The 24,697-nt window shown below is 72.9% G+C and carries 25 protein-coding genes; 11 read left to right on the top strand and 14 right to left on the bottom strand.

Translation table 11 applies throughout. The features are described from left to right. Positions 1 to 45: 45 nt before the first annotated feature. Positions 46 to 879: an alpha/beta fold hydrolase gene (locus ACWCPW_RS03650; protein ID WP_449759936.1), complete on the bottom strand. Its 834-nt coding sequence runs from the start codon at positions 877 to 879 to the stop codon at positions 46 to 48. Positions 880 to 978: 99 nt separating this feature from the next. Here ACWCPW_RS03650 and ACWCPW_RS03645 point away from each other — a divergent pair, with 99 nt between their 5' ends. Continuing rightward, complete coding sequence (locus ACWCPW_RS03645) at positions 979 to 1,581, top strand: TetR/AcrR family transcriptional regulator (protein ID WP_449759935.1); 603 nt, start codon at positions 979 to 981, stop codon at positions 1,579 to 1,581. Positions 1,582 to 1,714: 133 nt separating this feature from the next. Here ACWCPW_RS03645 and ACWCPW_RS03640 read toward each other — a convergent pair whose 3' ends face one another. Next, entirely contained in the window at positions 1,715 to 2,860 is a 1,146-nt protein-coding gene (locus ACWCPW_RS03640; protein ID WP_449759934.1) for an FAD-dependent oxidoreductase, read from the bottom strand. Between the two features lie 234 nt (positions 2,861 to 3,094). On the opposite strand from ACWCPW_RS03640, the gene ACWCPW_RS03635 reads away from it, so the two are divergent. Further along, positions 3,095 to 3,727: a TetR/AcrR family transcriptional regulator gene (locus tag ACWCPW_RS03635; protein ID WP_449759933.1), complete on the top strand. Its 633-nt coding sequence runs from the start codon at positions 3,095 to 3,097 to the stop codon at positions 3,725 to 3,727. A gap of 63 nt (positions 3,728 to 3,790) precedes the next feature. Here ACWCPW_RS03635 and ACWCPW_RS03630 read toward each other — a convergent pair whose 3' ends face one another. Together ACWCPW_RS03630 and ACWCPW_RS03625 are read right to left on the bottom strand one after the other, a co-directional pair. Next, positions 3,791 to 4,219: a DUF3291 domain-containing protein gene (locus ACWCPW_RS03630; protein ID WP_449759932.1), complete on the bottom strand. Its 429-nt coding sequence runs from the start codon at positions 4,217 to 4,219 to the stop codon at positions 3,791 to 3,793. 146 nt (positions 4,220 to 4,365) lie between these two features. Continuing rightward, positions 4,366 to 5,340 (bottom strand): DUF5937 family protein, encoded by a 975-nt coding sequence (locus tag ACWCPW_RS03625; RefSeq protein WP_449759931.1) that lies wholly within the window; start codon positions 5,338 to 5,340, stop codon positions 4,366 to 4,368. 54 nt (positions 5,341 to 5,394) lie between these two features. Between ACWCPW_RS03625 and ACWCPW_RS03620 the strand changes: the two genes are divergently transcribed. Beyond that, on the top strand, positions 5,395 to 6,678 hold the full coding sequence (locus ACWCPW_RS03620) for an MFS transporter (protein ID WP_449759930.1): 1,284 nt from the start codon (positions 5,395 to 5,397) through the stop codon (positions 6,676 to 6,678). 140 nt (positions 6,679 to 6,818) lie between these two features. Here ACWCPW_RS03620 and ACWCPW_RS03615 read toward each other — a convergent pair whose 3' ends face one another. Next, positions 6,819 to 7,475: a hemerythrin domain-containing protein gene (locus tag ACWCPW_RS03615; RefSeq protein WP_449759929.1), complete on the bottom strand. Its 657-nt coding sequence runs from the start codon at positions 7,473 to 7,475 to the stop codon at positions 6,819 to 6,821. Positions 7,476 to 7,657: 182 nt separating this feature from the next. Here ACWCPW_RS03615 and ACWCPW_RS03610 point away from each other — a divergent pair, with 182 nt between their 5' ends. Next, positions 7,658 to 8,335 carry a class I SAM-dependent methyltransferase gene (locus ACWCPW_RS03610; protein WP_449759928.1) on the top strand — a complete coding sequence of 226 codons (678 nt, stop codon included), beginning with the start codon at positions 7,658 to 7,660 and terminating at the stop codon, positions 8,333 to 8,335. Between the two features lie 83 nt (positions 8,336 to 8,418). On the opposite strand, the gene ACWCPW_RS03605 is transcribed toward ACWCPW_RS03610, so the two are convergent. After that, positions 8,419 to 9,486, bottom strand: a complete 1,068-nt coding sequence (locus tag ACWCPW_RS03605) for a Gfo/Idh/MocA family protein (protein WP_449759927.1) — start codon at positions 9,484 to 9,486, stop codon at positions 8,419 to 8,421. 245 nt (positions 9,487 to 9,731) lie between these two features. After that, positions 9,732 to 10,160, bottom strand: a complete 429-nt coding sequence (locus tag ACWCPW_RS03600) for an OsmC family peroxiredoxin (protein WP_449759926.1) — start codon at positions 10,158 to 10,160, stop codon at positions 9,732 to 9,734. 133 nt (positions 10,161 to 10,293) lie between these two features. On the opposite strand from ACWCPW_RS03600, the gene ACWCPW_RS03595 reads away from it, so the two are divergent. From ACWCPW_RS03595 to ACWCPW_RS03575, 5 genes are all read left to right on the top strand, one after another. After that, the gene (locus ACWCPW_RS03595; RefSeq protein ID WP_449759925.1) at positions 10,294 to 10,632 is read left to right on the top strand and encodes a hypothetical protein; all 339 of its coding nucleotides are present in this window, start codon (positions 10,294 to 10,296) and stop codon (positions 10,630 to 10,632) included. 117 nt (positions 10,633 to 10,749) lie between these two features. Beyond that, complete coding sequence (locus tag ACWCPW_RS03590; protein WP_449759924.1) at positions 10,750 to 12,186, top strand: GuaB1 family IMP dehydrogenase-related protein; 1,437 nt, start codon at positions 10,750 to 10,752, stop codon at positions 12,184 to 12,186. A gap of 126 nt (positions 12,187 to 12,312) precedes the next feature. Continuing rightward, complete coding sequence (locus ACWCPW_RS03585) at positions 12,313 to 12,888, top strand: GNAT family N-acetyltransferase (RefSeq protein ID WP_449759923.1); 576 nt, start codon at positions 12,313 to 12,315, stop codon at positions 12,886 to 12,888. Between the two features lie 136 nt (positions 12,889 to 13,024). Beyond that, positions 13,025 to 14,365, top strand: a complete 1,341-nt coding sequence (locus ACWCPW_RS03580; RefSeq protein ID WP_449759922.1) for a nucleotidyl transferase AbiEii/AbiGii toxin family protein — start codon at positions 13,025 to 13,027, stop codon at positions 14,363 to 14,365. 89 nt (positions 14,366 to 14,454) lie between these two features. Continuing rightward, positions 14,455 to 15,807 carry a hypothetical protein gene (locus ACWCPW_RS03575; RefSeq protein WP_449759921.1) on the top strand — a complete coding sequence of 451 codons (1,353 nt, stop codon included), beginning with the start codon at positions 14,455 to 14,457 and terminating at the stop codon, positions 15,805 to 15,807. On the opposite strand, the gene ACWCPW_RS03570 is transcribed toward ACWCPW_RS03575, so the two are convergent. Next, a complete protein-coding gene (locus ACWCPW_RS03570) occupies positions 15,793 to 16,107 on the bottom strand; it encodes a hypothetical protein (protein WP_449759920.1) in 315 nt (104 codons plus the stop codon). The two genes, ACWCPW_RS03575 and ACWCPW_RS03570, sit on opposite strands and share 15 nt — an antisense overlap. A gap of 391 nt (positions 16,108 to 16,498) precedes the next feature. Here ACWCPW_RS03570 and ACWCPW_RS03565 point away from each other — a divergent pair, with 391 nt between their 5' ends. Next, positions 16,499 to 17,158: a hemerythrin domain-containing protein gene (locus ACWCPW_RS03565; RefSeq protein WP_449759919.1), complete on the top strand. Its 660-nt coding sequence runs from the start codon at positions 16,499 to 16,501 to the stop codon at positions 17,156 to 17,158. A 214-nt stretch (positions 17,159 to 17,372) separates the two neighbouring features. On the opposite strand, the gene ACWCPW_RS03560 is transcribed toward ACWCPW_RS03565, so the two are convergent. The 3 genes from ACWCPW_RS03560 to ACWCPW_RS03550 form a co-directional block, all read right to left on the bottom strand. Continuing rightward, positions 17,373 to 17,978 carry a short chain dehydrogenase gene (locus ACWCPW_RS03560; RefSeq protein ID WP_449759918.1) on the bottom strand — a complete coding sequence of 202 codons (606 nt, stop codon included), beginning with the start codon at positions 17,976 to 17,978 and terminating at the stop codon, positions 17,373 to 17,375. A 122-nt stretch (positions 17,979 to 18,100) separates the two neighbouring features. Continuing rightward, positions 18,101 to 18,643 carry an anthrone oxygenase family protein gene (locus ACWCPW_RS03555; RefSeq protein WP_449759917.1) on the bottom strand — a complete coding sequence of 181 codons (543 nt, stop codon included), beginning with the start codon at positions 18,641 to 18,643 and terminating at the stop codon, positions 18,101 to 18,103. A gap of 254 nt (positions 18,644 to 18,897) precedes the next feature. Beyond that, the gene (locus ACWCPW_RS03550) at positions 18,898 to 19,947 is read right to left on the bottom strand and encodes a threonine ammonia-lyase (RefSeq protein WP_449759916.1); all 1,050 of its coding nucleotides are present in this window, start codon (positions 19,945 to 19,947) and stop codon (positions 18,898 to 18,900) included. A 64-nt stretch (positions 19,948 to 20,011) separates the two neighbouring features. Between ACWCPW_RS03550 and ACWCPW_RS03545 the strand changes: the two genes are divergently transcribed. Beyond that, entirely contained in the window at positions 20,012 to 20,923 is a 912-nt protein-coding gene (locus ACWCPW_RS03545) for a LysR family transcriptional regulator (RefSeq protein WP_449759915.1), read from the top strand. 86 nt (positions 20,924 to 21,009) lie between these two features. Here ACWCPW_RS03545 and ACWCPW_RS03540 read toward each other — a convergent pair whose 3' ends face one another. The 3 genes from ACWCPW_RS03540 to ACWCPW_RS03530 form a co-directional block, all read right to left on the bottom strand. Next, the gene (locus ACWCPW_RS03540; RefSeq protein WP_449759914.1) at positions 21,010 to 21,945 is read right to left on the bottom strand and encodes an SDR family NAD(P)-dependent oxidoreductase; all 936 of its coding nucleotides are present in this window, start codon (positions 21,943 to 21,945) and stop codon (positions 21,010 to 21,012) included. Beyond that, positions 21,942 to 23,003: an LLM class flavin-dependent oxidoreductase gene (locus ACWCPW_RS03535; protein ID WP_449759913.1), complete on the bottom strand. Its 1,062-nt coding sequence runs from the start codon at positions 23,001 to 23,003 to the stop codon at positions 21,942 to 21,944. The genes ACWCPW_RS03540 and ACWCPW_RS03535 overlap by 4 nt, the downstream gene beginning before the upstream one ends. Before the next feature lie 264 nt (positions 23,004 to 23,267). Further along, positions 23,268 to 24,425 (bottom strand): porin PorA family protein, encoded by a 1,158-nt coding sequence (locus ACWCPW_RS03530; RefSeq protein WP_449759912.1) that lies wholly within the window; start codon positions 24,423 to 24,425, stop codon positions 23,268 to 23,270. Positions 24,426 to 24,697 lie beyond the last annotated feature (272 nt).

Raw genomic sequence — 24,697 nt, 5'->3', positions numbered from 1 at the left:
GACGCCTCGCGGCGACCACCCGCGAGGCCCCCGCCGCCCGGCCTCCTAGGCGGCCCCGACCCCGTCGAGGAAGTCGACGATCGCGGCCTGCCACTCCGCGGGGCGTTCGGCGAACGGCAGGTGGCCCGTGTCGAGTTCGACCACGCGCGCGTCGCGCAGCCCGGCCGCGACGTTCCGGTGGTGGTACGGCTCGACCAGTCGGTCGCCCGTCGTGGACACGACCAGGGCCGGGACCTCGATCGCGGTCAGGTCGGCGCGTACGTCCAACCGTTCGACCAGTTCGGTGTGCTCGGGCGTGCCGGGCGGCGGGGTCTCCGAGGTCATCCGCAGGACCGCGGCCAACTCCTCGGGGGAGAGTGCGGCCAGCGCGGCCGGGCCGAGCGCGAGCGGGGTCAGGTACGCGGCCAACGTCGCGCGGTCGCCGGATTCGTACAACCCGCGCCAGACCCGCGCGGCCAGGCGCAGGCGGTGGTCGGCATGGGCGAAGGGCGCGGTGAGTACCAGCGCGGTGACCCGCTCGGGATGGCGCGTCGCGGCGCGTACGGCGATCGCGCTGCCGAGCGAGTAGCCGGAGACCGCGAAGGTGTCCAGGCCCTCGGCCACTCCCGCCGCGATCAACTGGTCGGCGAGGTGGTCCAGTTCGAGGGGTGCGTCGGCGCGCGGGGTCTGGCCGGCGCCGGGGAGGTCGACGCCGACCACGGTGCGGGCCGCGGCCAAGCCGGTCAGGATCGGCCCGTAGTTGGCGGCGATGCCGCCGCCCGCGCCGTGTGCGATCAGCAGGCCGGGGCCCGAGCCCAGGACGGTACGGGCGTAGGTCGGTGTGGGCAGGGCGCCGGTGGGCAGGGCGACGGTGGGCAGGGCGACGGTGGGCGTGGACATGCGGGCTCCCGATGGGGGCGACGGTTGTGTAGCGGTCGCTACAAATCTCACCGTAACAGAGATTCCCCGGTTTCATAGCGAGCGCTATACAATGGCCGCATGTCCACCACCAGTGCCCCGGGCCGTCCGCGCGGCTTCGACCGCGAAGCCGCGCTGGACCGCGCGGTGCTCGAGTTCTGGCAACACGGCTACGAGGCGACCTCGGTGGCCGGGCTGACCGCCGCGATGGGCATCAAGCCGCCCAGCCTGTACGCCGCCTTCGGCGACAAGCGCAGACTGTTCAGCGAGGCCATCCAGCGTTACGGCGTCACCTACGGCGCGGTCGCCGGTGACGTGATCGCCGCCGAGCCGGACGCGCGCCTCGCGATGGAACGCCTGCTGTTCGCGCTGGCCGACGCGTACACCGAGCCCGGCCACCCACCGGGGTGCATGGTGATCACCGCGGCCGTCAACTGCACGTCGGCGGCCGAGGAGGTCAAGGCCGAACTGCGCGCGCTGCGCGAGGCGGCCAAGGCGGGGATGCGCGCGAAGATCGCCACCGGCATCACGGCCGGCCGGCTGCCCGCCGACACCGACGCCGACGCCCTCGCCACCTACTACGCGGCCGTGATCCAGGGCATGTCCACCCAGGCCGTGGACGGCGTCTCCCGCGAGACCCTGGAACACGTCGCCACCCTCGCGATGCGCTGCTGGCCGACCTGACACGGCCATCGACCGCTTCGTTCCGGCGTGCTCGCGGGACAGGACGCGTGCTCGCGCGACGGGGCGGGGCGGAACGGAACCGAACAGGGCGGGGCGGGACGGAACTTGGCGCCCGGCGCCCAGCGCCCGGCGCTCAATGCCCGGCGCCGCAGTCGTTGCCGAAGTCCGGTACGTCGGCGGACAACAGGTGTTCGGCGGCGCCTTCGAGTGCCTCGGCCGTCTCGGTGGAGCGGGGGAGCATGCTCTTCTCGTAGGTGCGGATGGCGTCGTCGACCGTGGCGGCGTCCGCGAGGGCGAGGGCGAGTTCGGCGGCGTCGAGCATGGCGAGGTTGACGCCGACGCCGAGTGGGGGCATCAGGTGGGCGGCGTCGCCGAGCAGGGTCACCGTGGGGTTGTGTTCCCAGGTGTGCGGGACCGGGAGGGCGAACAGCGGTCGGTCGACGTAGCGTCCGTCGTTGTCGGTGATCATCCGGCGCAGGCGGGGTGACCAGTGGGCGTACTCGTCCAGGAGCAGGGCGCGGATGCCGTCGGTGTCGCCGGCGGCCAGGCCGCGCGCGGCGATCCAGTCGACCGGGGTCCGTCGGATGATGTAGACGCGGATGTGGTTTCCGCTGTTGCGTTGGGCGAACAGGCCGCGATCGCCGTCGGCGGCGGCGGCGCTGCCCGCGCCGACCAGTTCGGCGATGTCGGGGTGCCGGTTTTCGACGTCGGAGAACCATGCCTCCAGGAAGCTCACCCCGGTGTACTCGGGGACGGCGGGGGACACGGCCGGCCGTACCCGGGAGAAGGCGCCGTCGGCGCCGATGACCAGATCGCTCTCGACGGTCGTGCCGTCGGCGAAGTGCAGTCGGCGTGGCCCGTCGGCGGGCCCGCCGATCCTGTCGAGGGCGTGACCCCAGCGCACGGTTCCCGGTTGCAGCGAGTCGAGCAGCAGCGTGCGCAGTCGGTCGCGGTCGATCTCCGGCTTGAACAGCTCGTCGGCTTCCGGGACTTGATGGAACACCACCGTGCCGGTCGGGTCCAGCTGCCGCATTTCCTGCCCTTCGGGGCGGGCCGATGCGAAGAACTCGCCGAGCAGGCCGGCTTCGCGCAGGGCGATCTGGCTGCCGTCGGCGCGCAGGTCGAGGGTGCCGCCCTGGTCGCGTGCGTCGGGACCCCGGTCGCGGTCGTAGACGGTGACCGCCATGCCGCGCTGCTGGAGGATGCGGGCACAGGTCAGCCCGCCGGGTCCGGCGCCGATGACGGCGATTCGGGCGTGCGTGGGGCGTGGGGAGGTCATGAGTGTTCCCTTCGTCGGCGAAGAGCAGAAAACGTCGTGGGCGGGGCGGGGCGGGGCGGGGCTGGGCCGGACAGGGCCGGGGGCCGGCCGGGGGCCGGCCGGGGGCCGGCGGGCGTCCCGGCGCTTCGGCCTCCGCGGTTCCCAGAAAAGCAGACCGAGCCAAAAAGTGCAACGACTCAACTTTGCTTATGGAACCACTATCCGCCTGAGGCAACTTTTGGATATGCTCAGGCCATGCCTGAATCTGCCCCTGCCCCTGGGCCCGTGCCTTCGCCTCCCGCCGGCCGCCGCGAACGCAAGAAGGCGGCCACCCGGCAGTCGATCGCCGATGCCGCGCTGCAGCTCTTCGTGGCGCGCGGCTACGACCAGGTGAGCATCCGCGACATCGCCGACGCGGCGGACGTGTCCACGACAACGGTGTTCAAGCACTTCACCGGCAAGGAGGCGCTGGTATTCGACCGGTCCGAGGACCGGGAATCGGCACTGATCGCCGCGGTGCGGGAGCGAGCCGTCGGTCGGAGCATCGTCGACGCCCTGCGGCAGCACTTTCTCGACACCTGGCTGCCGCTCGCGGCGGATCCGCGGCTGGCCGAGTTCACCGGCCTGGTGGACTCCACGCCGGTGCTCCGCGCGTACGGCGAACGCATGTGGACCCGGCACACCGACGCCCTCGGCGCGGCCATCGCCGACGAGATCGGCGTGGACCACGACGACGTCGCATGTGTGGCGCTCGCTCGCTTCGTCCTCGAAATTCCGGCGCTCACGCGCGGGCGGCAGGATCGCCGTGCCGCCGTCGGGGCAATCTTCGACATCCTCACGCGCGGCTGGCAACCGCCGGGCGAGTCCTCCGCGCCCGGCGGGTCCTAGGCGGGTCCCAGGCCGTGTCCAGGACACGCGCCGGCGCGTTCGTCCGCTTCGGCGCCCGGTCGATCAGGAGCCGGCCGGGCCGCCCTGTCCGGTGCCGTCGCGGCGGGCCTGTTCGGCCAGGCGTTCCCGGGCGATGGGCCAGGTGATCGGCAGGTCCTCGACCGGGACCTCCCAGAAGGTGAAGGTCGATGTGCGCATGGTCGGCCGCAGGGTGGTCATGATGCCGCGGTGCGGCTCGGTTCGGACGAAGGTGTCCAGCGCCTCGCGGCTCTCCCAGGCGGACAGCGTGTAGAAGACCCGCTTGAACGGCTGGGCGATCAGCGACGCCCCGACGGCCCCCGGCGCGGACTTCACCTGGCGCCAGGCGGACAGCGACTTCAGGAAGAACTTCGGTACGTCCTTGGCCGAGCGGATCTCGAAGCGCGAGGCCATCACGAGCGCCCGGGTCCCGGGGGTGGTCGGATTCGGGGTGGTCCAGGGGAGTGTGGGCACCGTCGGACTCGCTTTCGACGCGGTGGAACGTGAGAAGTGGATCGGGTGGCGGCGGACAGGACCGAGAGCGTACGCGGTCGGCCGGTCCGATGTGCCGAACCCGCCGACGCTTCCAAGCCACGGCCCGGCTCGCCCCGGGCAGACCACTAGGTCGAACGCGCCGCCGCCAGCAGGGATTCCGCCGCCTGGGTGCGGGCGTACAGCACCACCCGGCCGGCGCGGTGGGCGGCGACCAGGCCGGCCGCGCGCAGTGCGGACAGGTGTTGCGAGACGCCGCCCGGGGTCAGGCCGGTACGCCGGGCCAGGTCCGTGGTCGAGGCCGGCGTGACGAGCTCGGCCACGAGCGTGGCGCGGGAGCGGCCCAGGACGCCGGCGAGCGCGTCGGGCGCGACCGGTCGGGCGGGCGTGGACCACAACGTGCCGATGCCGCGCGGCGGATAGCGCAGCGTGGGCTGCCACCGCCCGTCCAGCACCGAGAACACCCTCGGCCAGACGAACGCCGACGGCACCAGCAGCAGCCCCTTGCCGTCCAGCGTGCGCCGACCGCACGCGAAGCGGTTCTGCACCTGGAGCGTGCCCGCGTCCCAGGTGACCTGCGGATCCAGGTCGTTGAACAGGCCGCGCGCGCCACCCTCGACCAGCCGCCTCGCCCGGAACAGGATGTCCCCCTCCAGGAAGGTCAGGATCCGCGGCCAGTACGGCGCGAGCGCCAACTCCCAGTACGCCCGGATGGTTTCGGCCAACCGCGCCAACTCGCGCTCGGGATCGGCCCGCAGCGCGGCGATCCGCTCCGGCGCGACGTCCGAGGTGGTGCGCAGCAGGTCGAGCGGTGTGGCGCGCAGCGTGGCGAGCTCGACCTCGAGCGAGGTCAGCGGCGTGGTCGGCGGCGGGCACAGGAAGCCCGCGAGGGCTCGGGTCGGTACCGGGACCAGATCGGTGAGCGGCGTCAGGTCCACCTTCGCGGCGGCCAGGCGCCCGCGGACCTGATCCGTCCAGGTGCGGTGGATGCCCTGTTCGTCGGCACCCTTGAGCATCCGCACGCTCGCGATCACCTCCCACAGGGGGGAGACGACGAAGCGGGTGCGGGCCACGTCCTCCGGAGTGAACTCGATCTCGATCATTAAGCCCAGGCTAAATCATTGGGTGTGCTCGGTGGCGCGCGCCAAGCTGCCGCCATGAGCCAACCGCACTCCCCCTGGCGCATCGCCGACTTCCGCACGCTGTTCACCGCGGCGGCGCTCAGCGAACTGGGCACCAACATGGGCTACGTCGCCATCCCGCTGATCGCCGTCGCGGCCCTGGACGCGAGCCCCGGCCAGGTGGGTGCGCTCGCCGCGCTCGGCACCGTCGCCTTCCTGCTGATCGGCCTGCCCGTGGGCGCGTGGGTGGACCGGATGCGCCGCCGCCGGGTGATGATGGTCGCCGACCTGATCCGCGCCGCGCTGATCGCCTCGATACCGGTGGCCTGGTGGCTGGACGCGTTGACGCTGCCCCAGTTGTACGCCGTGGTCCTGCTCAACGGCTGCGCCACGGTGTTCTTCGACGTCGGCTCGCAGAGCTTCTTGCCGCACCTGGTCGGCCGCGAGGCGCTGGTCACGGCGAACGCCGCCATGGTCAGCCTGATGGCCACCGCCAACATCGCCGGCCGCAGCGCGGGCGGCTTCCTGATCCAACTGGTCGCCGCCCCGGCCGCGTTGGTGTGCACCGCGGTCGGCTATCTCGCCTCCGGCCTGGGCCTGACCCGGATCCGCGCGGACGGCGCACCGACCACGGCCGGCGGTCCCGAACGCCGACTGCGCACCGAGATCGCCGAGGGATTGCGGCACGTGGGCCAAGGACGGGAGCTGCGTGCCCTCGCCGCCACGGCCGCGCTCACCAACTTCGGTTCGCAACTGGTCAACGTGTTGCTGCCGGTGGTGTTCGTTCGGGAACTGGATCTGCCCGCGGGTGCCTTGGGCTTGTACATGGCGCTCGGCGGGCTGGGCATCCTGGTCGGCGCGCGTTGCGCCCGGCCGATCTCGGCCCGGCTCGGTTTCGGTCGCACGCTGGGCCTGGCCGGACTGTGCCTGGCCCCCGCCGGGTTGCTGATCCCGCTGCTCGATCGCGGCCCGTGGCTCGTGCCCGCCTGCCTCGGCTGGTTCCTGGCCACCGCCAAGATGGGCATGGACAACGTCCTCGGGGTCAGCCTGCGCCAACGCCTGACCCCCGACGCGATGCTCGGCCGGATGAACGCGACCTTCCGCTGCCTGCTTACCGGCGCGTCCGCGATCGGCGCGGTGGCGGCGGCACTGATCGGCCAGTTCGCCGGCGTGCACACCGCGATCTGGGTCGGCGGCGCCTGCCTGTCGGTGGGCTTCCTCCCGGTCTTCTGCTCCCCGATCCGCACCCTGCGAGCCCTTCCGGACGGCCCGACCCACGTCGTGGCCGCCGGGCCCTTGGTGCTCGTACCGAAGAAGTAGTCGGTCCCCCGGAGGCGCCCTTGCATCGGGACCGGCGTCGGGACCGGCCGCACGGCATCGGTGCCGACGCACGGGCGCCGCACGCACTCCCATCCGGCCTCGTTCGGTTTGCCGGTGGCCGCGGCGAGGACGAATTCCGCTCACGCCGTCGATCGGCCGCGGGTACCCCACGGGTCCTGGGCGGCGTAGGCCGGCCGCCACAGGTTCAGGTAGGTCGGGCGGACGGACTCCGGCAACTGGCCGAGGATGCTCGCGGCGTGCTCCGTACTCGCGCCGTCGAGCAGCCACGGCAGGTAGCGGCACGTGCCGGAACCGATCCGCCGGCCGTGCTCGGCCTCGAAGCGGCGCCACTGCTCGGCGGTGGCGACCGCGTCGACCAGCGGCAGCGCCTCGTCCTCCTCATGCGCGAGATGCCCGCGCAACCCCGCGACCAGCGCGTCGAGCAGATCGCCGAGCCGCTGCCGGCCCCGATCGCGGTCGGCCAGCGCCGCGTCGACGGCATCCAGGAGCGGATCGAACGTGGCGTGCTCGGCCTCCATCACGGCGATCACGCCCAGTTCCGCCGGCCGACCGGCCAAAGCCTTGCGGACCACCGGCCACAGCAGGTCGTCCTCGGCGCCGAGATGGACCCGCAGGTAGCGGCGGAACAGGTCCCAACCGGTGGTCACCCGCAGGATGTGCCAGGGGTCGTCGTCCGTGCGGGCGGCGATCTCGGCGATGCGCTCCAGATCGCGGCGCAGCGCGTCGTGGATCGCGAACACCATCGTCATGTCGTGTCGGAAGACCTTGCTGCGCACAGGATTCCTCGCTTGTCGAGCGTTGTCGTCGTCGGGGACGGGCGGGCCGGTGGAAGGGGAGGCAGGCCGGGGAGCGGCGAAGGGGAAGCGAACTCCCGACGCTTTGACGAATTCCGGCGCCGTCGTGTGACCGGGACGCGCCCGCCCGGCGTTGTCGGAGGCCCGCAGTAGTGTGCGCGGCCGTGATCGAACCAGACTTCCTGAGTGCCACCCGCACGTCCTATGACGCCGTCGCCGGCGAGTACACGGACTACGTCCGGACCGAACTCGCGGGCAAGCCCGTGGACCGGGCCCAACTCGCCGCCTTCGCCGAACTCGTACGGGCGTCGGGCGCCGAGGCCAAACCCGTGGCCGACGTCGGATGCGGACCCGGCCGGGTCACCGCGCACCTGCACGATCTGGGCGTGGAGGCGTTCGGGATCGACCTGTCGCCGCAGATGATCGCGGTGGCCCGACGCGAGTACCCGGATCTGCGGTTCGAGGTCGGCACGATGACCGACCTGGACCTTCCGGACGCCGGCCTCGGTGGTCTGGTCGCCTGGTACTCGACCATCCACGTGCCGATCGCGGAACTGCCCGCCGTCTTCGCGGGCTTCCATCGTGTGCTCGCGCCCGGCGGCCATCTTCTGCTCGCCTTCCAGGTCGGGGACGAGCCGCTGCGCATGACCGAGGCGTTCGGCCGATCGGTGGACCTCGACTTCCACCGCCGCCGGCCGGAGGTCATCGCCGACCTGGTGACCGACGCGGGCCTGGCCGTGCAGGCCCGGACCATCCGCGAACCGATCGCCGGCGAGAGCGTACGACCGTGTCCGCAGGCCTTCCTCCTGGCCCGCAAACCCCCGGCCCCGGGCGCCTCCTGACCTCGGGCGGGGCGCCCCGCCACCGGCGCCGGCAGGTGCTGCGAGCTCGGGCGCGGGATGCCCGTAGTCGCGCGCCCCGCGGGTCAGCCGTGGGCGGCGGGGCCGGCGAAGTCGGGTACCGGTTCCGGGCGGGAGCCGTTGCGCAGCGACCTGGCGCCGGCCACGCCGACCAGGGAGGCGGCGACGGCCCGGCGGACCGGGATCAACGCCGGCTCGCCCCGCTCCATGGTGGCCCGGAAGGCCCGCAGCAGGAGCACGGTGCCCTCGGCGGAGCGTTCGACGGTGTCGTCGCCGAGAGCGAGGGTGGGCGGCACGCGTTCCTCGTCCCGAGCCCGGCCGTCCGCGGTGGTCCATCCCTCGGAGCGCACCCGCACCGACCAGGCCCGCTCGCCCGGTCCCCGGACGGACTCCGCCAAGGCCCGGCTGCCGCGTACCGAGACCCAACTCCAGTGGCTGTCCGGCTCGCCCTGGAGGAAACCGTGCCGGGTGACCGCCAACGCGCCGCCGGACAGCCGCACCACCAGCACCACCGCACTCCTGGGGTCGGCCTCGTCCGCGACGAACGCCGAGACCTCGACCGGCCATTCGCCGGTGAGCGCGAGCACGGGAGACAGTGTGTGCGTGCAGTACGCGGTCGGCGCGATCCGGCCGCGCCAATGCGCGGGATCGCCGATCAGCGCGTCCACCGTCTCGGGCGACATGCCGTGCAGGTAGTCGGCCTCGATCAGGGTGATCCGACCCACCTCACCGGCCTCGACCACCCGGCGCAGCAAGCGAACGTGCGGATGCAGCACATAGTTCTCGGCGAACGAGTAGGTCGCGTCGGAGCGTTCGACCGCGTCGACGAGCCGGCGTCCCTCGTCCTCGCTCACGCACGCGGCCGACTCGGACAGTACGTGCACGCCCCGCTCCAGGAAGGCCATCGCGAGCGGCGCGTGCGCGTCGAAGTCGTTGGCCAGGATTACGCCGTCCAGCCGCTGGTCGAGCAGGTCCCGCCAGTGATCGGTGAACACGACGCCCGGGAGCCGCGTCTGCGCCTCGGCTCGGCGTCGGGGGTCGCGATCACACGCCGCCACCACGTCCAGTCCCACCCGGCTGGACCAATTCGCCAGGTGAAGCCCCATGCCCAACCCGACTACTCCCACACGCATCCGGCCATCCTGCCGGCGGCCCGACGCCCCGGCGACCCGGTTTTCCGCCGCCGTCCGCCCACCCGTCCGCACCCGTCTGCCGCTTCGCCGCACGCCGGGCGTACGTCGGCAAGCGCGGCGGAGGGCTGCCGGGACGGCGAACGGCGAGGGAGTCGGGGCTACCCGCGGTCGCGATGGGGACCGAAGGATCGCCGACGCCCTCGCCGTCCGGGTCGTCCGGGTCGTCCGGGTTGTCCGGGGTGAGGTCAGCCCAGCGAAGCCGTCAGGGTGATCTCGGCGCCCGGCGAAAGCAGCCGGGAGATGGGGCAGTTCTGCTTGGTGACGTCCGCGATCTTGAGGAACTCCGCCTGGTCGATCCCGGCGGCCACGACGGCGGTCTCCAGGTCGATCCGGGTCACCGTCGGGGCGCCCTCGACCTGGACCAGGTGCACTTTGGCGGTGGTGTCCACCGACGTGGCCGGGAAGCCCGCGTCGCCCAGACCCTTGGCCAGGGCCATCGAGAAGCAGCCCGCGAGCGCGGCGCCGATCAGTTCCTCGGGGTTGGTGCCCTCGCCCTCCTCGAAGCGGGACTTGAACGAATAGGCCCCCTCCAGGCCGCCCTTGCCGGTGCGAATGGTGCCGGCACCATCGAGGATGGTGCCCTGCCACTGAGCCGTTGCGCTACGAATAGTCATGGCTCGATGCTAGTACCGTGACCGATGCCCGACGGCACGGCACACGCCCCGGACACCCCGTGAGCCGCACCGGGCCCGGACCGCGACGCGCGACGCCGCCCCCGGATCACCCCGGCCACGACGACCGGGCCCGTTGGGCCGCCGCGCCGCCGCCCGCCGGGGTGACTTCGACGCGCTGGTCGCCGTGCTCGACCCGGACGTGGTGGCCCGCTCCGACGGCGGCGGCCCGCGCCCCGGCGGTGTGACCCGAGGCGCGGCGGAGGTGGCCGGCGGCGCGCTCACCTTCGCCCGACTCGCCGCCGTCGCCCGACCCGCGCTGGTCAACGGTACGGCCGGCTTCGTGGCGGGCGTCGCCGGTCAGCCGATGTCGGTGGTGGCCTTCACCATCGTCCGGCGCCGGATCGTCACCATCGACATCCTCACCGACCCCGAACGCCTGAGCCGGCTCGACCCGACCGTGCTCGCGAGCTGACCCCCGGTGACCGAGGCCGGGTCCGGCGACACCGGACCCGGCCGGCCCACCCCGCGCAACTCGCCCCACCGGCCCCGAAGATCGATATCCACCTGCCGGCTGGGTACGTACCGCGACATGAGATTCCTCCACGATCAGGTACCGCCGCACGACCTCACCTACAGCGATGTCTTCCTCGTACCGTCGCGCTCGGGCGTGGGTTCCCGCCTCGACGTGGACCTGACCACCTCCGACGGCACCGGCACCACCATCCCGGTGGTGGTGGCCAACATGACCGCCGTCGCCGGGCGCCGGATGGCCGAGACCATCGCCCGGCGCGGCGGGCTCGCGGTGATCCCGCAGGACATCCCGGTCGACGTGGTCGCCGAGGTGACCTCCTGGGTCAAGGGGCGTCACCTCGTCTACGACACCCCGATCACGATGGCCCCCACCGACACCGTCGGCGAGGCGCTGAACCTGCTGCCCAAGCGCGCCCACGGCGCGGTGGTGGTGACCGAGGGCGGGCGCCCGGTCGGCATCGTCGCCGAGGCCGACTGCCTGGGCGTGGACCGCTTCGCGCAACTCGCGCGGGTGATGACCACCGAACTGCTCACCCTGCCGGACGGCGTCGACCCACGCGAGGCGTTCGACCGGCTGTACGAGGGCCGGCACAAGCTCGCGCCGATCGTGGACGCCGACGGCCGACTGGTGGCCGTACTGACCCGCACCGGCGCGCTGCGCTCGACGTTGTACACGCCGGCCGTGGACGCGGCCGGGCACCTGCGCCTGGCCGCCGCGATCGGCATCACCAACGACGTCGCGCACAAGGCGAAGGGCCTGATCGAGGCGGGCGTGGACACCCTGGTCCTGGACACCGCGCACGGCCACCAGGAGCAGATGATCAAGGCGTTGCGCGCGGTACGGGCGCTCGACCCGCCCGTACCGGTCGTGGCGGGCAACGTGGTCACCGTGCAGGGCGTGCGCGACCTGATCGAGGCGGGCGCGGACATCGTCAAGGTCGGCGTCGGCCCCGGCGCGATGTGCACGACCCGGATGATGACCGGCGTCGGGCGCCCGCAGTTCTCCGCCGTCGCGGAGTGCGCGGCCGAGGCGACCCGGCTGGGTCGACACGTGTGGGCCGACGGGGGTGTCCGGTATCCGCGCGACGTCGCGCTCGCGCTGGCGGCGGGCGCGTCGAACGTGATGGTCGGCTCGTGGTTCGCGGCCACCTACGAGTCGCCCGGCGACGCCTACCGCGACGGCGAGGGCCGGCTGTACAAGGAGAGCTTCGGCATGGCCTCGGCACGCGCGGTCCGGCTGCGCACGGCCACCGAATCCGCCTTCGACCGGGCCCGCAAGTCGCTGTTCGAGGAGGGTATCTCGTCCTCGCGGATGTACCTGGACCCGAACCGCCCCGGCGTCGAGGACCTGTTGGACTCGATCGGCGCCGGTGTGCGCAGCGCGTGCACCTACGCCGGTGCCCGCACCCTGACCGAATTCCACGAACGCGCCGTGCTGGGCATCCAGAGCCCGGCCGGCTACGCGGAGGGCCAGCCGCTGCCCGAGAGTTGGTGAGCACCGGCGGCGCGGTCCCACGGGGCCGCGCCGCCGGTGCGGTGCGTTGTGCGACCGTGCGATCACCCGGCGGTGTGCGCGTCACCCGGTCGGCAAACGGTTTGACGGGTGCGGAACACTTTTCCCATGTCCACCGCCGTACGCAGTCCGCACCCGCAGACCTGGACGATCGCCCCCGCCGCGGTCGGCTCTCCCGAAGCGCTCGCGCTGCTGCGGGCGTACTTCGTCGAGGTCAGCGATCGGTACTACCGGCTGCACGAGGGCCGGGACTCCACGCCGACCGAGATCGAGGAGGGCCTGGCCGACGCGCCGAGCGACCACCTCGCGCCGCCGCGGGGCCTGTTCCTGATCGGCCGATACGACGGCGAGCCGGCCGCGTGCGCCGGGCTGCTGCTGCGGGACGCGCGCACCGCCGAGCTGACCCGCGTGTTCGTACGACCCGACCTGCGCGGCACCGGCGGCGGCCGGCACCTGATGGCCGCCGCGGACGACGCCGCCCGCACCCTGGGCGTGGCCCGGATCGTCCTGGACACCCGCCTCGACCTGATCGAGGCCCGCACGCTGTACACCAGGAGCGGCTACGCGGAGGTACCGGCGCACAACAGCGGCAAGTACGCCGAGATCTGGTACGCGAAGGACCTCGACGGCACCGACCGACCCGAGCCGGCCGGAGCCGGCGCGCACCGGTCCGATCGGGCCTGAACGGGCCTGAACGGGCTCCGACCCGGCCCGAACGGCTCCGATCCGGCTCGAACCCGAGGGACTTCGCGCCGTCTCGCGACGAGAGGTCGCCGGACGGGGACCGCGACGGTGACCGCCACGACGAACGGAAGCGGCCATGACCGACAGCAGCGGGCACAACACCTGGGACAACCTGGGTTGGGGACCGTGGGACGAGCAGACCCTGCCGACCGAGCCGTTGGACGAACACGTCCGACTGGCAAGGCAGTTGCCACGAACCCTGGTCTCGGTGACCTACCCGGGCGTACGCCAACGGCCGGTCTTCGACCCGGCGTTGAAGCACTACGGCAGCGCCATGCGGGCCGGTGAGCCGCAGTTCACCGCGCCCGAGACCGCCGAACGCTGGCACACCGCCCGCCGACAGGCGGTCGACCACGTCCTGGCGGCGGTGGCGGACTCCCCGTGGGCCGAGCACCTGGTGCTGCGCGGCAGCATGTTGCTCCGGGCCTGGTACGGCGCCGCCGCGCGCGAGCCCGGCGACCTCGACTTCGTCGTGGTACCGGCCACGTGGGACGTGGTCGAGCCGCGCACCGACCGGATGTTCGCCGCGATCGCGCGCGGTGCGGACGCCCTCTCGCGCGCGGACGCCCCCTCCCACACCGGTCCGGGCGTACGGATCGACGCGGACGGCGCGATCGACGACGAGATCTGGACCTACGACCGGGTGCCCGGCCGGCGCCTGGTGTTGCCGTGGCACGCGGACGGACTGCCGTCGGGCACCGTGCAACTCGACTTCGTCTTCAACGAACCGCTCCCGTCGGCGGCCGAGTACACGGACGTACCGCGCCGGGACGGGTCGGGGGTGCACCGGATCCTGGCCGCGACCCCCGAGCAGTCGCTGGCCTGGAAACTGCTCTGGCTGCTCTCCGACTCCTACCCCCAGGGCAAGGACCTCTACGACGCGGTACTGCTGGCCGAATCGACGACGCTGGGCGCCGAACTGCTGCACCGGACCCTGGTGGCGGGCGAGCCGCATTGGGCCGGATCGCGGATCACCGCCGGTACGTTCGTCGACCAGGAGGCCGACTGGGACGAGTTCGCCAAGGAGTACCCGGACATCGGCGGCACCGGCGCCGAGTTCATGTCGCGGCTGCTGACGGCGCTCGAACCGGTGCTGGCCGAGGAGGACGAGCAGCCCGCCACCGACGGCTACGCGTGGCGGCTGCGGTGGCTCGACCCGCTGTTGCCGGACGCGCGCAGCGCGGCGGCGCGCGGAGGCATGCCCGCGCTGTCGGCCTGGCTCAAGAGCCGCGCGCTGGGCCTGGCCGAGAGCATCGTGATCATCCGCGAGGTGGTCGGCCCGGAGCAGTGCACGCCGGAGCAGGCGGCCGACGCGTACGTGGCCCAACTCCCGTACACGTCGGGCGAACTCGGCTACTACACGCGCAACCCCGGCGTGATTCGGAACGCGCTCGAGACGCTGCGCGCCCGGGTCTGACGACGCCGGTCGGCGCGCCGGTCCCGCCCACCGGACAGGTCCGTCCCGCCCGCCCGACAGGTGCCCCTCACCCGACAGGAAGCACGCCCGTGAACAGCATCGAACGCTCCGTGGCCAGGGCCGTCTTCACCCTGGCGGATCCCGCCCTCGTGCCCGTCCTGGTGGCCCGGCTCGGCGCCGAACTCGCGCCGGCGCTGCGGGCGATGGCGTCGGTGCCGGCGGTGTTGGCCGACGCGGTGCGGGCGTCGGGTGACGCCGCGTTGTCCGCCGCGATCAAGGCGCGCGCGTCGGGCGAGGCGGGCGGGGGACGCGACGATCGGCCTCGGCCGACCACCGCGCCGCCGCTCCCGATGCCCGCGTTCGTCGGGTCCGAGCGGTCCGGCGTCGCCGAGAGCCCGGTCGAGCGGGCCGCTCGCGGCGACCTCGCCGCCGACGAGGTGGACGCGCTGGCGAACCTGGACGATCCGCACGTGGACGCCGCACTGTTCGCCGGTTCGCTGCTGTCCGACGCGGAACGCGCGCGGCTGCTGGCGGGCGTTCGCCGCGACGGGACGCGGGGCCGGGTGGCCGAGCCGCTCCTCGCCCTGCTGTGGGGCGCCGACCTGGGTCGTTGCGCGGCGTGGTTGGCCGCCGGGACCACTTCGGGCGATCCCGAGGTGGCCCGCGTCGTCGTCAACCGGCTGCCGTTGCGCACCGAGGCGGGCCGACTGCGGGTGATCGTGGGCGTGTGGACCCGATACGGCGTCGACGAGGCTCGTCGGGTCCTGGCCGAGGCCGACTTCCCCGCCGACGTGCGCGAACCGATCGAGGACGCCTTCGCCCTGCGCGACGGCCTGAGTCTGCTGCGCGCACGCCTGATTGCCGAGGAGGACCCCGAGCGGGTCGCCGCGTTGTTGTGCGAGGCGGCGCGCGAGGGCGAGGACCGGGGGCAGCGCGGCCGGGTCGACGCGATCCTCGCCGACGGCGGGAGCCTGCCCTGGGCGGAGCTGATCCGTTCGCATCGGGCCGCCGCGCTGCCGCTCGTGCTGCACGACCGGCTCGCCGAAGCCCCGGACTGCCCCCACGAGTTGCTGGTCGCGATGTTGGCCAGGGGACTGGCGGCGCGCAGCCGGGAGGAACGACCGTGGCTGCACGAGGCGTTGGCGGCCGGCCGGGTGTCCGGCGCGGATCTGCTTCGGCACGCCCACCCGGCTCCGGTCGTGTTGTCGGTGCTGGCCGGCACGGATGCGCGTACGTTGCCCGAGTGGTGGGCCTCGGGCGCGCCTCGGGCCGAGGCGAACGCGCTGGTCGAGGAGTTCCTGGGGGCCGACGTCGAGGCGTGGATCGTGGCCATGCGCCTGTTCCCGGAATTCACCGGCACCATTCCGGAACTGCTGGCCACCGCACGGGCGGTGGCCGCGGATCCCGCCGGTTCGGCGCGGAGCGCGTCACCGGCCGAGTGACCCACCGGACGGGGTCGGCGCCGAGCCCGCGAACAGCTCACCCGTCTCGTCGGCCGCCTCCCGATCGGGATCCTCGCCCTCATCGACCATCGTGGCGACGCTGAGCAGGTCGAGCTGGGTGGGTCCGGCGGCGTGATCGTCGGCCTCGGCGGCCGGTGTCCACGATCCCCGGCAGGAGATCGGCGCGTCGTCGGCGCGCGCGTGGCCGGGGTCGTCGTGCCGCCAGACCGCGTGCGTCTCGGTCACCGCGACGCGACGACCGCACACGCCGCAGGTGCCTCGTGGCCGGTGCGTATTCATACCCCCATGATGTCCGACAGGACGGACAACGGCCGTCGGCCCACCGACCCGTCACCCTCGTCGGCGGCGCGCGCGATGTGCGCGACGTGCGCCGGCGCGACCGGTGGTGCCGGTGGCGTTTCGGCGGATCCGCGGGTTCGGGAAAGTCTTGGTCGGAAAGTCTTGGGCCGGGATCGGTCACATTCGTGATCCGGGATCCGTCATTGATGTGTCGGGCCGCAGCGAGCCCGCCGAGAACGAGTCGACGACACCAAGCCCGCCACGAACCTCACGAGCCGAACCAGCCGAACCAGCCGAACGGACCGGTACCGGCGCGCGGTCGCACACCGCGCCGCCGGGCGATGCCGCGCGCCGAAGCCCGGGTCGGCGGATCACGCAATCGGAGCACACCATGACACGCAAGACCTTCAAGAACGACATGTCCATGATGTACACGTTCCACGACGCGCTTCGGCGGGAACTGGGGCGGATCGCCAGGATCACGGCCGACGCGAGCGACGACCCGCGTCAGGTCCTCCAGGCGGCGATCGGTTGGGAGATGTTCAAGCGCTACCTGCACGTACACCACAGTGCCGAGGACGACGTGCTGTGGCCCGCGATCCGGTCGGCCGTCCAGGACCGCCCGGACGAATTGGCGGTGCTCGACGCGATGGAGGCCGAACACGCCATCGTCGACCCCGGTCTGAACGCCGTCGACGCGGCACTGGCCGACCGCGAAGGCGGCCCGGAGCGACTGGCCATGATCGTCGAACGCCTGGTCGGCGGCCTGAGCGGGCACCTCGCGCACGAGGAGGACGAGGCACTCGAGATCGTCGACGCGCACGTGACGCCGGACGTGCTCCGGCGCTTCGGCGCCGAGCACGGCATCCGGATCGGTGACGACAGCCCCCGGTACCTGCCGTGGCTGCTGGACGGCGCGAGCACGGACACCGTCGCGAACGTGCTCGGCCTGCTGCCCGAACCCCTGCGCGCGGCCTACCGAAACGAGTGGCAGCCCGCGTACGCGGGACTGGACATCTGGGGGCCGAAGCAGGGTTCGACGCAGGTCTGAACGCGCCGCGTTCGCACGCACGCGGGACCCGCCCGACCCGAAGGCGCACACGCGTCGGGGGCGGCTGAGCTCCCACGGACCTTCGGTCATCGAGTGCCGACGGACCGGGCGGTCACCCGCGGGCGGTCGAGCGACGGAACCACGATCCTCGCGGGAGTTCCACGGCTCGGCGGGGGCGAGCGGTGGTGGGCCCGAGGGTTCGACGGCGGATCGGCTACCAGCCCACGCGGAGGGCCCGGCCGGTCTCCACACCCTCGATCGAGCGGCGGTACGCCATCGCGGCGACGGCGGCGTCGACCGGCGGGAAGCCCGGGAAGAAGGAGTCGTAGGCGTCCATCGACTCGGTGAGCACCGTCGGGCTGACCGAGTTGATCCGCAGCCCGCGCGGCAGTTCGACCGAGGCGGCGCGGACGAACGCGTCGATGCCGCCGTTGGCCATCGAGGCCATCGATCCGGTGCGGATGCTCTCGCCCGACAGGATGCCGGTGATCAGCGTGAACGAGCCGTTGTCCGCGACGAAGTCGAGCCCGCCCCGGACCAGTTCCACCTGTCCGAGCAGCTTGTTCAGCGCCGCGCTCCTGATGTCCTGATGGCTCAGTTCCGCGACCACCTTGAACGGCACAGCACCCGCCGCACACGCGACCGCGTCCACCCGGCCGACCTGTTCGTACATCGCCGCCACCGACGCCGGATCGGTGATGTCCACCGCGACATCGGTCTTTCCGCTCCGGGAGGCGGTGACCACGTCGTGCCGTGCGGACAACAGCGTGGTGACGGCCGTACCCAGAGTGCCGGTGGCACCGACCACGAGGACCTTCACAACAACCTCCGATGCGGACGGATATCGCCCCTGATCCTTACCTGTGCGACCGGGATGGGCAAACGATCCGTCGAGATCCGCCGGCGGCGAGACCACGCCGGCGACCCGGCCCGCGTCGGTGCTCAGACCCGGTTGCGGCGGTGCAGGCGGATGGCCTTGTACATGGCGAGGGCGGCGGCGGTGGAGAGTGCGGCGCGGATGCCGTTCCAGATGTTCCAGGTGGTCTCGAAGTCGGCGCGGGTCTTGCCCGGGTCGGTGCCGCCGGCGGCGGCGAGTGCCTCGTTGAGGGGGACGTTGATGCCGGAGGTGGTCAGGACGGTGGTGGTGTAGAGGGCGAGGGCGGCCAGGGTCCAGCGCATGAGGGTGGTGCCGCCGCCGCGCTTGCGGAGTTTCCAGGCGGCGATGGCGGGTGCGGCGAGGGCGGCGGTGAACACGGTGAAGAAGAGCGGGTTCTCGATGCCGGTGTTGATCTGCTGCATCGAGTGCACGAAGTCGGCGTCGTCCTTGGTGCCGAGCAGCGGCATGACGACGGTGGAGAAGGCGACGTAGGTGCCGGCCATCAGGGTGTTGGCGACGGCGCCGGCGGTGAGCCAGCGGCCGACGACGTCCCGGGTGCCGGCGATCGCGTCGGTGCCGGCGGTGAGCGTGTGGTTGATCGCAGCCATGATGAACTCCCATGAGAATGAAGGTGGTTGGTGGTGAGGCGACGGTCCGCGTCCTGCGCGTCCGGCTGCCTCGCTCCCCGACACCTCAAGACTCTCGCGCCCGACCACCCCGAACAACGGCCGATCTCCGAACCACCCTTAACCCCTGGGTTATCGTTCCCCGGCGGGCGATCTCGGCGCCGCGGATCGTGGGTCTCGACGGGCCCGGGGCAGCCGATGGCCCCGCCTCACCTCACCTCACCTCACCGACCCGCTCACGTGTGGTCCCCGCCCAGGGAGGTGATTTCGGCGGCGGAGGCGTTGCCGCCGGTGCAGACGACGGCGATGTTCAGTCCCTTGAACTCGGCGGGGTGGGCGAGTACGGCCGCCAGTGCGGCGGCGCCGGCGCCCTCGGCGAGGGTGTGCGCGTGGGTCGCGAGCAACCGTTGTGCGTGGGCGATCCGCGCGTCGGTGACGAGCAGGAAGTCGGCCAGGCCGGCGGTCCGCAGCAGGCGCTGTGGCAGTTCGAAGCCGCGACCGGTGGCCAGGCCCTCCACGACGGTGGTGTTCGCGCGAGTGACGCACGAGCCGCTCCGCCACGAGTCGTGCGCGGCCGGAGAGGCGGCCGATTGCACGGCGAACACCCGGCAGTTGGGGGCGAGTTCGGCGGCCACGAGCAGCGCGCCGGCCGCTCCGGTGCCGCTGCCCACCGGGACCACGACCGCGTCCAGGCCGGGCCGGGCCGTGAGGATCTCCAGGTACGTCGTGCCGACCCCGGCCACCAGGGCCGCGGTGTCGCCGGGACTGATCAGGAGCCCGCCCCCGGCGACCGCGTACTCCTCGGCCCGCGACTGCGCGCCGGCCATGTCCGCGCCGTGCAGCAGCACCTCGGCGCCGAGCGCGCGGACCGCCCGTACCTTCGCCGCGTTCGCCTCGGCGGGCATCACCACCGTGCAGGCGGCGTCGAACGCGGCGCACGCGTAGGCGATCGACTGCGCGTGGTTGCCGGTCGAATAGGTGACCAGGCCCCGCGCACGCTCGGCCGGGCTCAGGCCGGCCAGCAGGGTCAACCCGCCCCGCACCTTGAAGGCCCCGACGGGCTGGGCGTTCTCGTGCTTGACGTACACGTGCGCGCCGGTGGCCGCGTCGAGTGCGGGATACGACCACATCGGAGTCGGCGGGAGGTGTTCGGCGAGAAGATCGCGGGCGGCCAGGACGTCGGCGAAGGTGGGATCGCCGGCCGTGCCGGCTGGGACGGTCGTGTCGGCTCCGGCACCGGTCGTGGAAGCGAGGGCGGTGGTCGCGAAGGCGGGGTCGGCATCCATGCCGCCATCGTCCGATGCCGGCATTCCATCGGTCCAATGCCAGTCTTCTCGGACATCCATAGACATGATTGATATGTTGCCGGGCATGCTCGACGTCACCCGACTGCGCGTGCTCGCCGCCGTCGCCCGGCACGGCTCGGTCACCGAGGCGGCCCGGGTGCTGGGGTACGCGCAGCCCTCGGTCAGTCACCACCTCTCCCGCCTGGAGGCGGAGACCGGCAGCCGGCTGGTCCAGCGGGTGGGACGCGGTATCCGACTGACCGACGCGGGACGCACGCTGGCCGAGCGGGCCGAGGAGATCCTGGGCCGGTTGGACGCGGCCGAGGCCGAGTTGGCCGCCTACACCGGACTGCGCGCGGGCCGGGTCCGGTTGGCCGCGTTTCCCTCCGCGCTGGGCACCTTCGTACCGCGCGCCGCGGCCGCGTTCAGCGCCGCCCATCCGGCCGTCGAACTGCGTCTGGTCGAGGCCGAACCACCGCACGCCGTACGGCTGTTGCGCGCAGGCGAGGTGGACGTCGCGCTGTTGTTCACGCACCCGGGGCAGCCGGCGGAGACGGCCGACGGGCTGCGTCGCACCCGGCTGTTGGTCGAGCCGATCCACCTGGTGACGCCGATGGGCGTGGCCGGCGATCGGCTCGTCGACCACGCGCGACGACGCTGGATCACCGGGTGCGAGCGCTGCCGCACCCACCTGATCCTCTCCTGTGCGGCGGAAGGGTTCGTACCCGAAGTCGCCTTCACCACCGACGACTACGTCGCCGTCCAGGCACTGGTCGCCGCCGGCCTCGGTGTCACCACACTGCCCGGTCTGGCATTGGCGGCGCAGCGCAACGCGGCGGTACGCACGGTGCCACTGCCCGATCAGGAACGGCTCGTCGACGCGGCGGTGCACGGCGCGGCGCCGGATCCGCCGGCCGCCGCGGCGCTGTTGGGCGAGTTGGTCCGCGCGGCGGCGACCGCACTGCCGCGGCCGTGACCGGGAATCGGCCCGCTGTTCTCCGGGACCGGTGGGCCGAGGGGGCGGGCCGAGTCGGCAGACCGGCCGGCAGGTCGGGCCGGCGGTCAGTCCGGCGCGTCCCCGTGGATTCGGGCCAGGATCTGCGGATTGGTGATGTGTACCGGGACGTTGTCCTCGTCGAACAGTCCGAGTCGATGGAGCGCGCCGCCCTCGACCGGGATCACCGCGCCGGTGGTGTACGCGGACAGGTCCGAGATCAGGAACAGGACGGCCGCCGCGACGTCGGCCGGCGTGCCCCGGCGGCGCAGCGGGACCCCTCGGCCCGCGAGCTCCGGGTCCTGCGCGGCGGCGGTCGCGCGCGGCGTGGTGATCGAGCCGGCCGCGACCCCGTTGACCCGGATCCCGTACCGGCCCCATTCCAGGGCGAGCGTCCGGGTCAGCCCGAGTACTGCGGCCTTGGCCGTGCCGTAGCCCACGTGATAGGGCGCGGCGACCACGCCGCCGGTGGAGTTGATGGTCACGATCGAGCCGGGCGACTCGTGGGCGACCAGGTGCCGGGCGAGGGCCTGGGACAGCCACATCACGTGATGCAGGTTCAGCTCGAAGGACTGGTCCCACTGCGCGCGGTCGAAGTCGAGCGCGGGTGCCCAGTGCGGCAGCAGGCTCCCGCCCACCACGTTGACCAGGCCGTACAGTTCACCGGGCGCGGCGGCGGCCCGCTCCAGCACGGTCGCCACTCCTTCGGCGGTGGACACGTCCGCGCACACCGTGAGCAACGTGCCGCGCGGACCGACCGGCCCCGCCGAATCCGCAAATCCCGCCGGACCTGTCGAACCCTCCGGCCCGGTCGAACCCTCCGGACCCGTCGAGTCCGCCGACTCGGCCTCGATCGCGGCCAATCGATCGGCGTCCCGATCCACGCCCAGCACGGTGGCACCGGCTTCGAGCAGCCCGCGCACGCAGGTCGTCCCGATCCCGCCGCCACCGGCCCCGGAGACGATCACCGTCCGCCCGGTCAACCTGATTCGCTCCGCTATCACCGCTGCCGCGCTCCCTCGGTCGTCGTGGTCGTATCGGTCACGGAATCGTCGCCGCGTGCCGGATCCGCGCTCGCACCGCGAGCCGGGGCCGCATCCGCGCCGGCGGCCCGCAGCCGAGGCAGCACCTCGTGGCCGAGCGCGGCGATCTGCTCACGGGCCGCCTCAAAGGACACGCCGGGCACATGGATCCGCAGGTTGACGCACGTGGCGCCGATCTCGGCCCGCACCGCGCCGAGTTCGTCGGCGAGCGCGACCGCGTCGTCGTGGCAGACGAACCCGGTGCCGCGCCAGTGCCGTTGAGCCGCCGCCGGGGTGTAGCCCCGATACACCCGCGACTGTCGCTCGAACGCCTCGCGCGGCGGATCTCCGAGCCACACCCGGCGGATCAACACGCGGGGCCCGGAACCGCCGGCGTCGAGGTAGCGATCCGTCAACTCGCGCAGCCGGGCCGGCTCCGAGGCACCGTCGAAGAGGATGCCCGCGCCGGCCTCGGCCGCCCGGCGCACCGCGCCCGGACTCATCGCCGCGCTCACCACGGGCACCGGTCGCGCGGCACACCCGGACAGCGCCCGGTCACCGGCCAGTTCACCCAGTCCCGCGCCACGCAGCAACTCGGTCAGTCGGGGCAATCCCGCCCGGAATCCGGCCGCCCGGGCCGCGAAGTCGAGCCCCATCAGCCGGAAGTCCCGTTCCAGCCCGCCGGGCGCGACCCCGACGCCGACCCGCCCGGGATGCAGCGCGGCCAGCCACGCCACCTCCTCGGCGAGCATCGCGACGGGCCGCAGCGGGAGCAGCACGGGGGCGGCGGCGGCCCACCCGGACGCCATCCGGTCCAGCATCCAGCCGGCCACCTGGAGCGGATTGGGCAGGTATCCGGCGAACCCGCCGTGATGCTCGCTGGTCATCACGCCGTCGAAGCCGCTCTCCACACCGAGTACGGCCTGCCGGATCGCCTCCCCGGCCACGCCCGACGCGTCGAGCCCGTCGTGCGGATAGATCCGCAACGAGATCGACCCGGCCCCGAACGGCACCGTCGCGGTGACCCGTTCCGCCGACATACCACCACATCCCCTCGATCGGGTACCGGTGATCATGGCAGAGCGGGCGCACCGAAAAAACCGGCACGAGGTGTGATACCGGCTGTGCGGATCAACGCAACCGCGGTCGGCGCCGCGCAAGGCTTCGCACGGTGAGAGCCGCCGGCGGTGGACACCACGAAGCCCGGCACTGGCATCCGCATGGGATTCCGGTGCCGGGCCATGGCGTTTCGCGGCAGGCTTCCCTGCCCGCCGCCGTTCCCCTCGCTCGCCGGCCGGCCGGGGCTAGCTGCTCGGCGCGTTCGTCTCGGAGTCCGCATCGGAGGTCGAGGCGGACCCGGATGGGGATGCGGTTGCGGAGGCAGTGGAGCCGGCCGGTGCGTTCGAGGCCGCTTCCGGATCCGCGGCGGGCGCCGGGGTGGCCTCGGAGCGCGGCCCCGGCAGTGTGGCGCCGGTGCGGCGGCGCCGGGCCCGGAGTTCGAGGTACACGGCCAGTCCGAGCAGGACCAGGCCGAGCAGGAGGGCCACCAACGGGGCCACCACGCCGAGCAGCCACAGCGCGCGGGCGCCGTCGGCGGCGGTGTCGGCCAATTCCGCGCGCGAGGCCGGTGTGGTGGTCATCTTCAGCGACATCACCGGGAAGACCTCGGTCCGGTCGCCGGTCGCCGATGTCGCGGTCGCGGTCAGGGCCTGGGTGGATTCGAGGTCCACCGTGACGCCGGTCTCGGTGTCGACCCAGCCGGTGAGGTCGGTGGTCGAGGTGTAGGCCAGCGGGGTCGGGTCGGCCTGGCCGCCCAGGTCCGGGACCCGGCCCGGGAACGCGACGCCGGCCAGGCCCTGGACCGCCGCCTTCGGCATGGCCGGAGGCAGCGTGCGCAGGGACTCCGGGTCGGTCAGCGGGCCGCTGGTGCGGATCGTGAAGACGTACGTCTCGCGGCCGGCGCGCCGCTCGGTCCGTACGTACGTGGCCGGGATCGTGGTCTGCGTCGGCGAGTCCCAGAACGGATAGTTCTTCTTCTTCGGCTCCAACGGGAAGCCCGCCGTCAGGCCCCGATGCGGATTGGCGGCCACGCCCTTGGGCGTCGGTCGCTCGAGCAGGCTCTTGCGGTCCACCGCCCATCGCTTCTCGACGCTGGTGAGGGCTTGTTTCTGTGGGCCGGACACCACGGTGCGGTCGCTCAGCACGACGGTGGATCCGGACGCGTGTACGGCGTGTACGTGCCGATCGACGGTGACCGGCAGATCCCGGACGATGGCCCCGGACAGATTGCCCGCCTGCAACGCCTGCGGGTCGAGCATGGTCATGCCGCCGGCGAAGTGCATCGTGAAGTCGGCGTCGTCGGGCACCTGGTGCACGGCGGGCAGCACGGCGAACCGGGTCACCGCGCTCGCCGCGACCAACAGGGTGGCGGCGGCGCCGAGATACCAGGACGTCTTTCTCATCAGAACAGCCTCCGCAGGTCGCCAGATGGCCCCGGGAGGGCCGGATGTCCCCCCGTCGCGTCGGCGCACGCGACCTGATGGCCCGTACCCCACCAGGATCCGCACCGGATTGCGCCGGATACCCCGATTCCCGGCCCAGCCCGACCCGTTGGTGGTATATCGGGCGCGAACAGGCCTCGTGTCCCGTGAATCCCACCCCGGCACCCGCCGGTTCCCCCGGGCTCTCCCGAACCTCGCGCGTCACCGCCCCCGTTGCCTCCCACGCTCCATAT

Source organism: Embleya sp. NPDC001921, from assembly GCF_053594475.1.
The sequence above is the reverse complement of the archived record's forward strand: the minus strand, read 5'-3'. Positions and strand labels throughout refer to the sequence as shown.

Coding starts and splice junctions, on each gene's coding strand:
- ACWCPW_RS03590 (WP_449759924.1), top strand. CDS start 10,750: ATGAGATTCCTCCACGATCAGGTACCGCCGCACGACCTCACCTACAGC.
- ACWCPW_RS03600 (WP_449759926.1), bottom strand. CDS start 10,160: ATGACTATTCGTAGCGCAACGGCTCAGTGGCAGGGCACCATCCTCGAT.
- ACWCPW_RS03565 (WP_449759919.1), top strand. CDS start 16,499: ATGACACGCAAGACCTTCAAGAACGACATGTCCATGATGTACACGTTC.
- ACWCPW_RS03550 (WP_449759916.1), bottom strand. CDS start 19,947: ATGGATGCCGACCCCGCCTTCGCGACCACCGCCCTCGCTTCCACGACC.
- ACWCPW_RS03570 (WP_449759920.1), bottom strand. CDS start 16,107: ATGAATACGCACCGGCCACGAGGCACCTGCGGCGTGTGCGGTCGTCGC.
- ACWCPW_RS03650 (WP_449759936.1), bottom strand. CDS start 879: ATGTCCACGCCCACCGTCGCCCTGCCCACCGTCGCCCTGCCCACCGGC.
- ACWCPW_RS03625 (WP_449759931.1), bottom strand. CDS start 5,340: ATGATCGAGATCGAGTTCACTCCGGAGGACGTGGCCCGCACCCGCTTC.
- ACWCPW_RS03545 (WP_449759915.1), top strand. CDS start 20,012: ATGATTGATATGTTGCCGGGCATGCTCGACGTCACCCGACTGCGCGTG.
- ACWCPW_RS03555 (WP_449759917.1), bottom strand. CDS start 18,643: ATGGCTGCGATCAACCACACGCTCACCGCCGGCACCGACGCGATCGCC.
- ACWCPW_RS03580 (WP_449759922.1), top strand. CDS start 13,025: ATGACCGACAGCAGCGGGCACAACACCTGGGACAACCTGGGTTGGGGA.
- ACWCPW_RS03640 (WP_449759934.1), bottom strand. CDS start 2,860: ATGACCTCCCCACGCCCCACGCACGCCCGAATCGCCGTCATCGGCGCC.
- ACWCPW_RS03585 (WP_449759923.1), top strand. CDS start 12,313: ATGTCCACCGCCGTACGCAGTCCGCACCCGCAGACCTGGACGATCGCC.
- ACWCPW_RS03645 (WP_449759935.1), top strand. CDS start 979: ATGTCCACCACCAGTGCCCCGGGCCGTCCGCGCGGCTTCGACCGCGAA.
- ACWCPW_RS03535 (WP_449759913.1), bottom strand. CDS start 23,003: ATGTCGGCGGAACGGGTCACCGCGACGGTGCCGTTCGGGGCCGGGTCG.
- ACWCPW_RS03530 (WP_449759912.1), bottom strand. CDS start 24,425: ATGAGAAAGACGTCCTGGTATCTCGGCGCCGCCGCCACCCTGTTGGTC.
- ACWCPW_RS03620 (WP_449759930.1), top strand. CDS start 5,395: ATGAGCCAACCGCACTCCCCCTGGCGCATCGCCGACTTCCGCACGCTG.
- ACWCPW_RS03635 (WP_449759933.1), top strand. CDS start 3,095: ATGCCTGAATCTGCCCCTGCCCCTGGGCCCGTGCCTTCGCCTCCCGCC.
- ACWCPW_RS03605 (WP_449759927.1), bottom strand. CDS start 9,486: ATGCGTGTGGGAGTAGTCGGGTTGGGCATGGGGCTTCACCTGGCGAAT.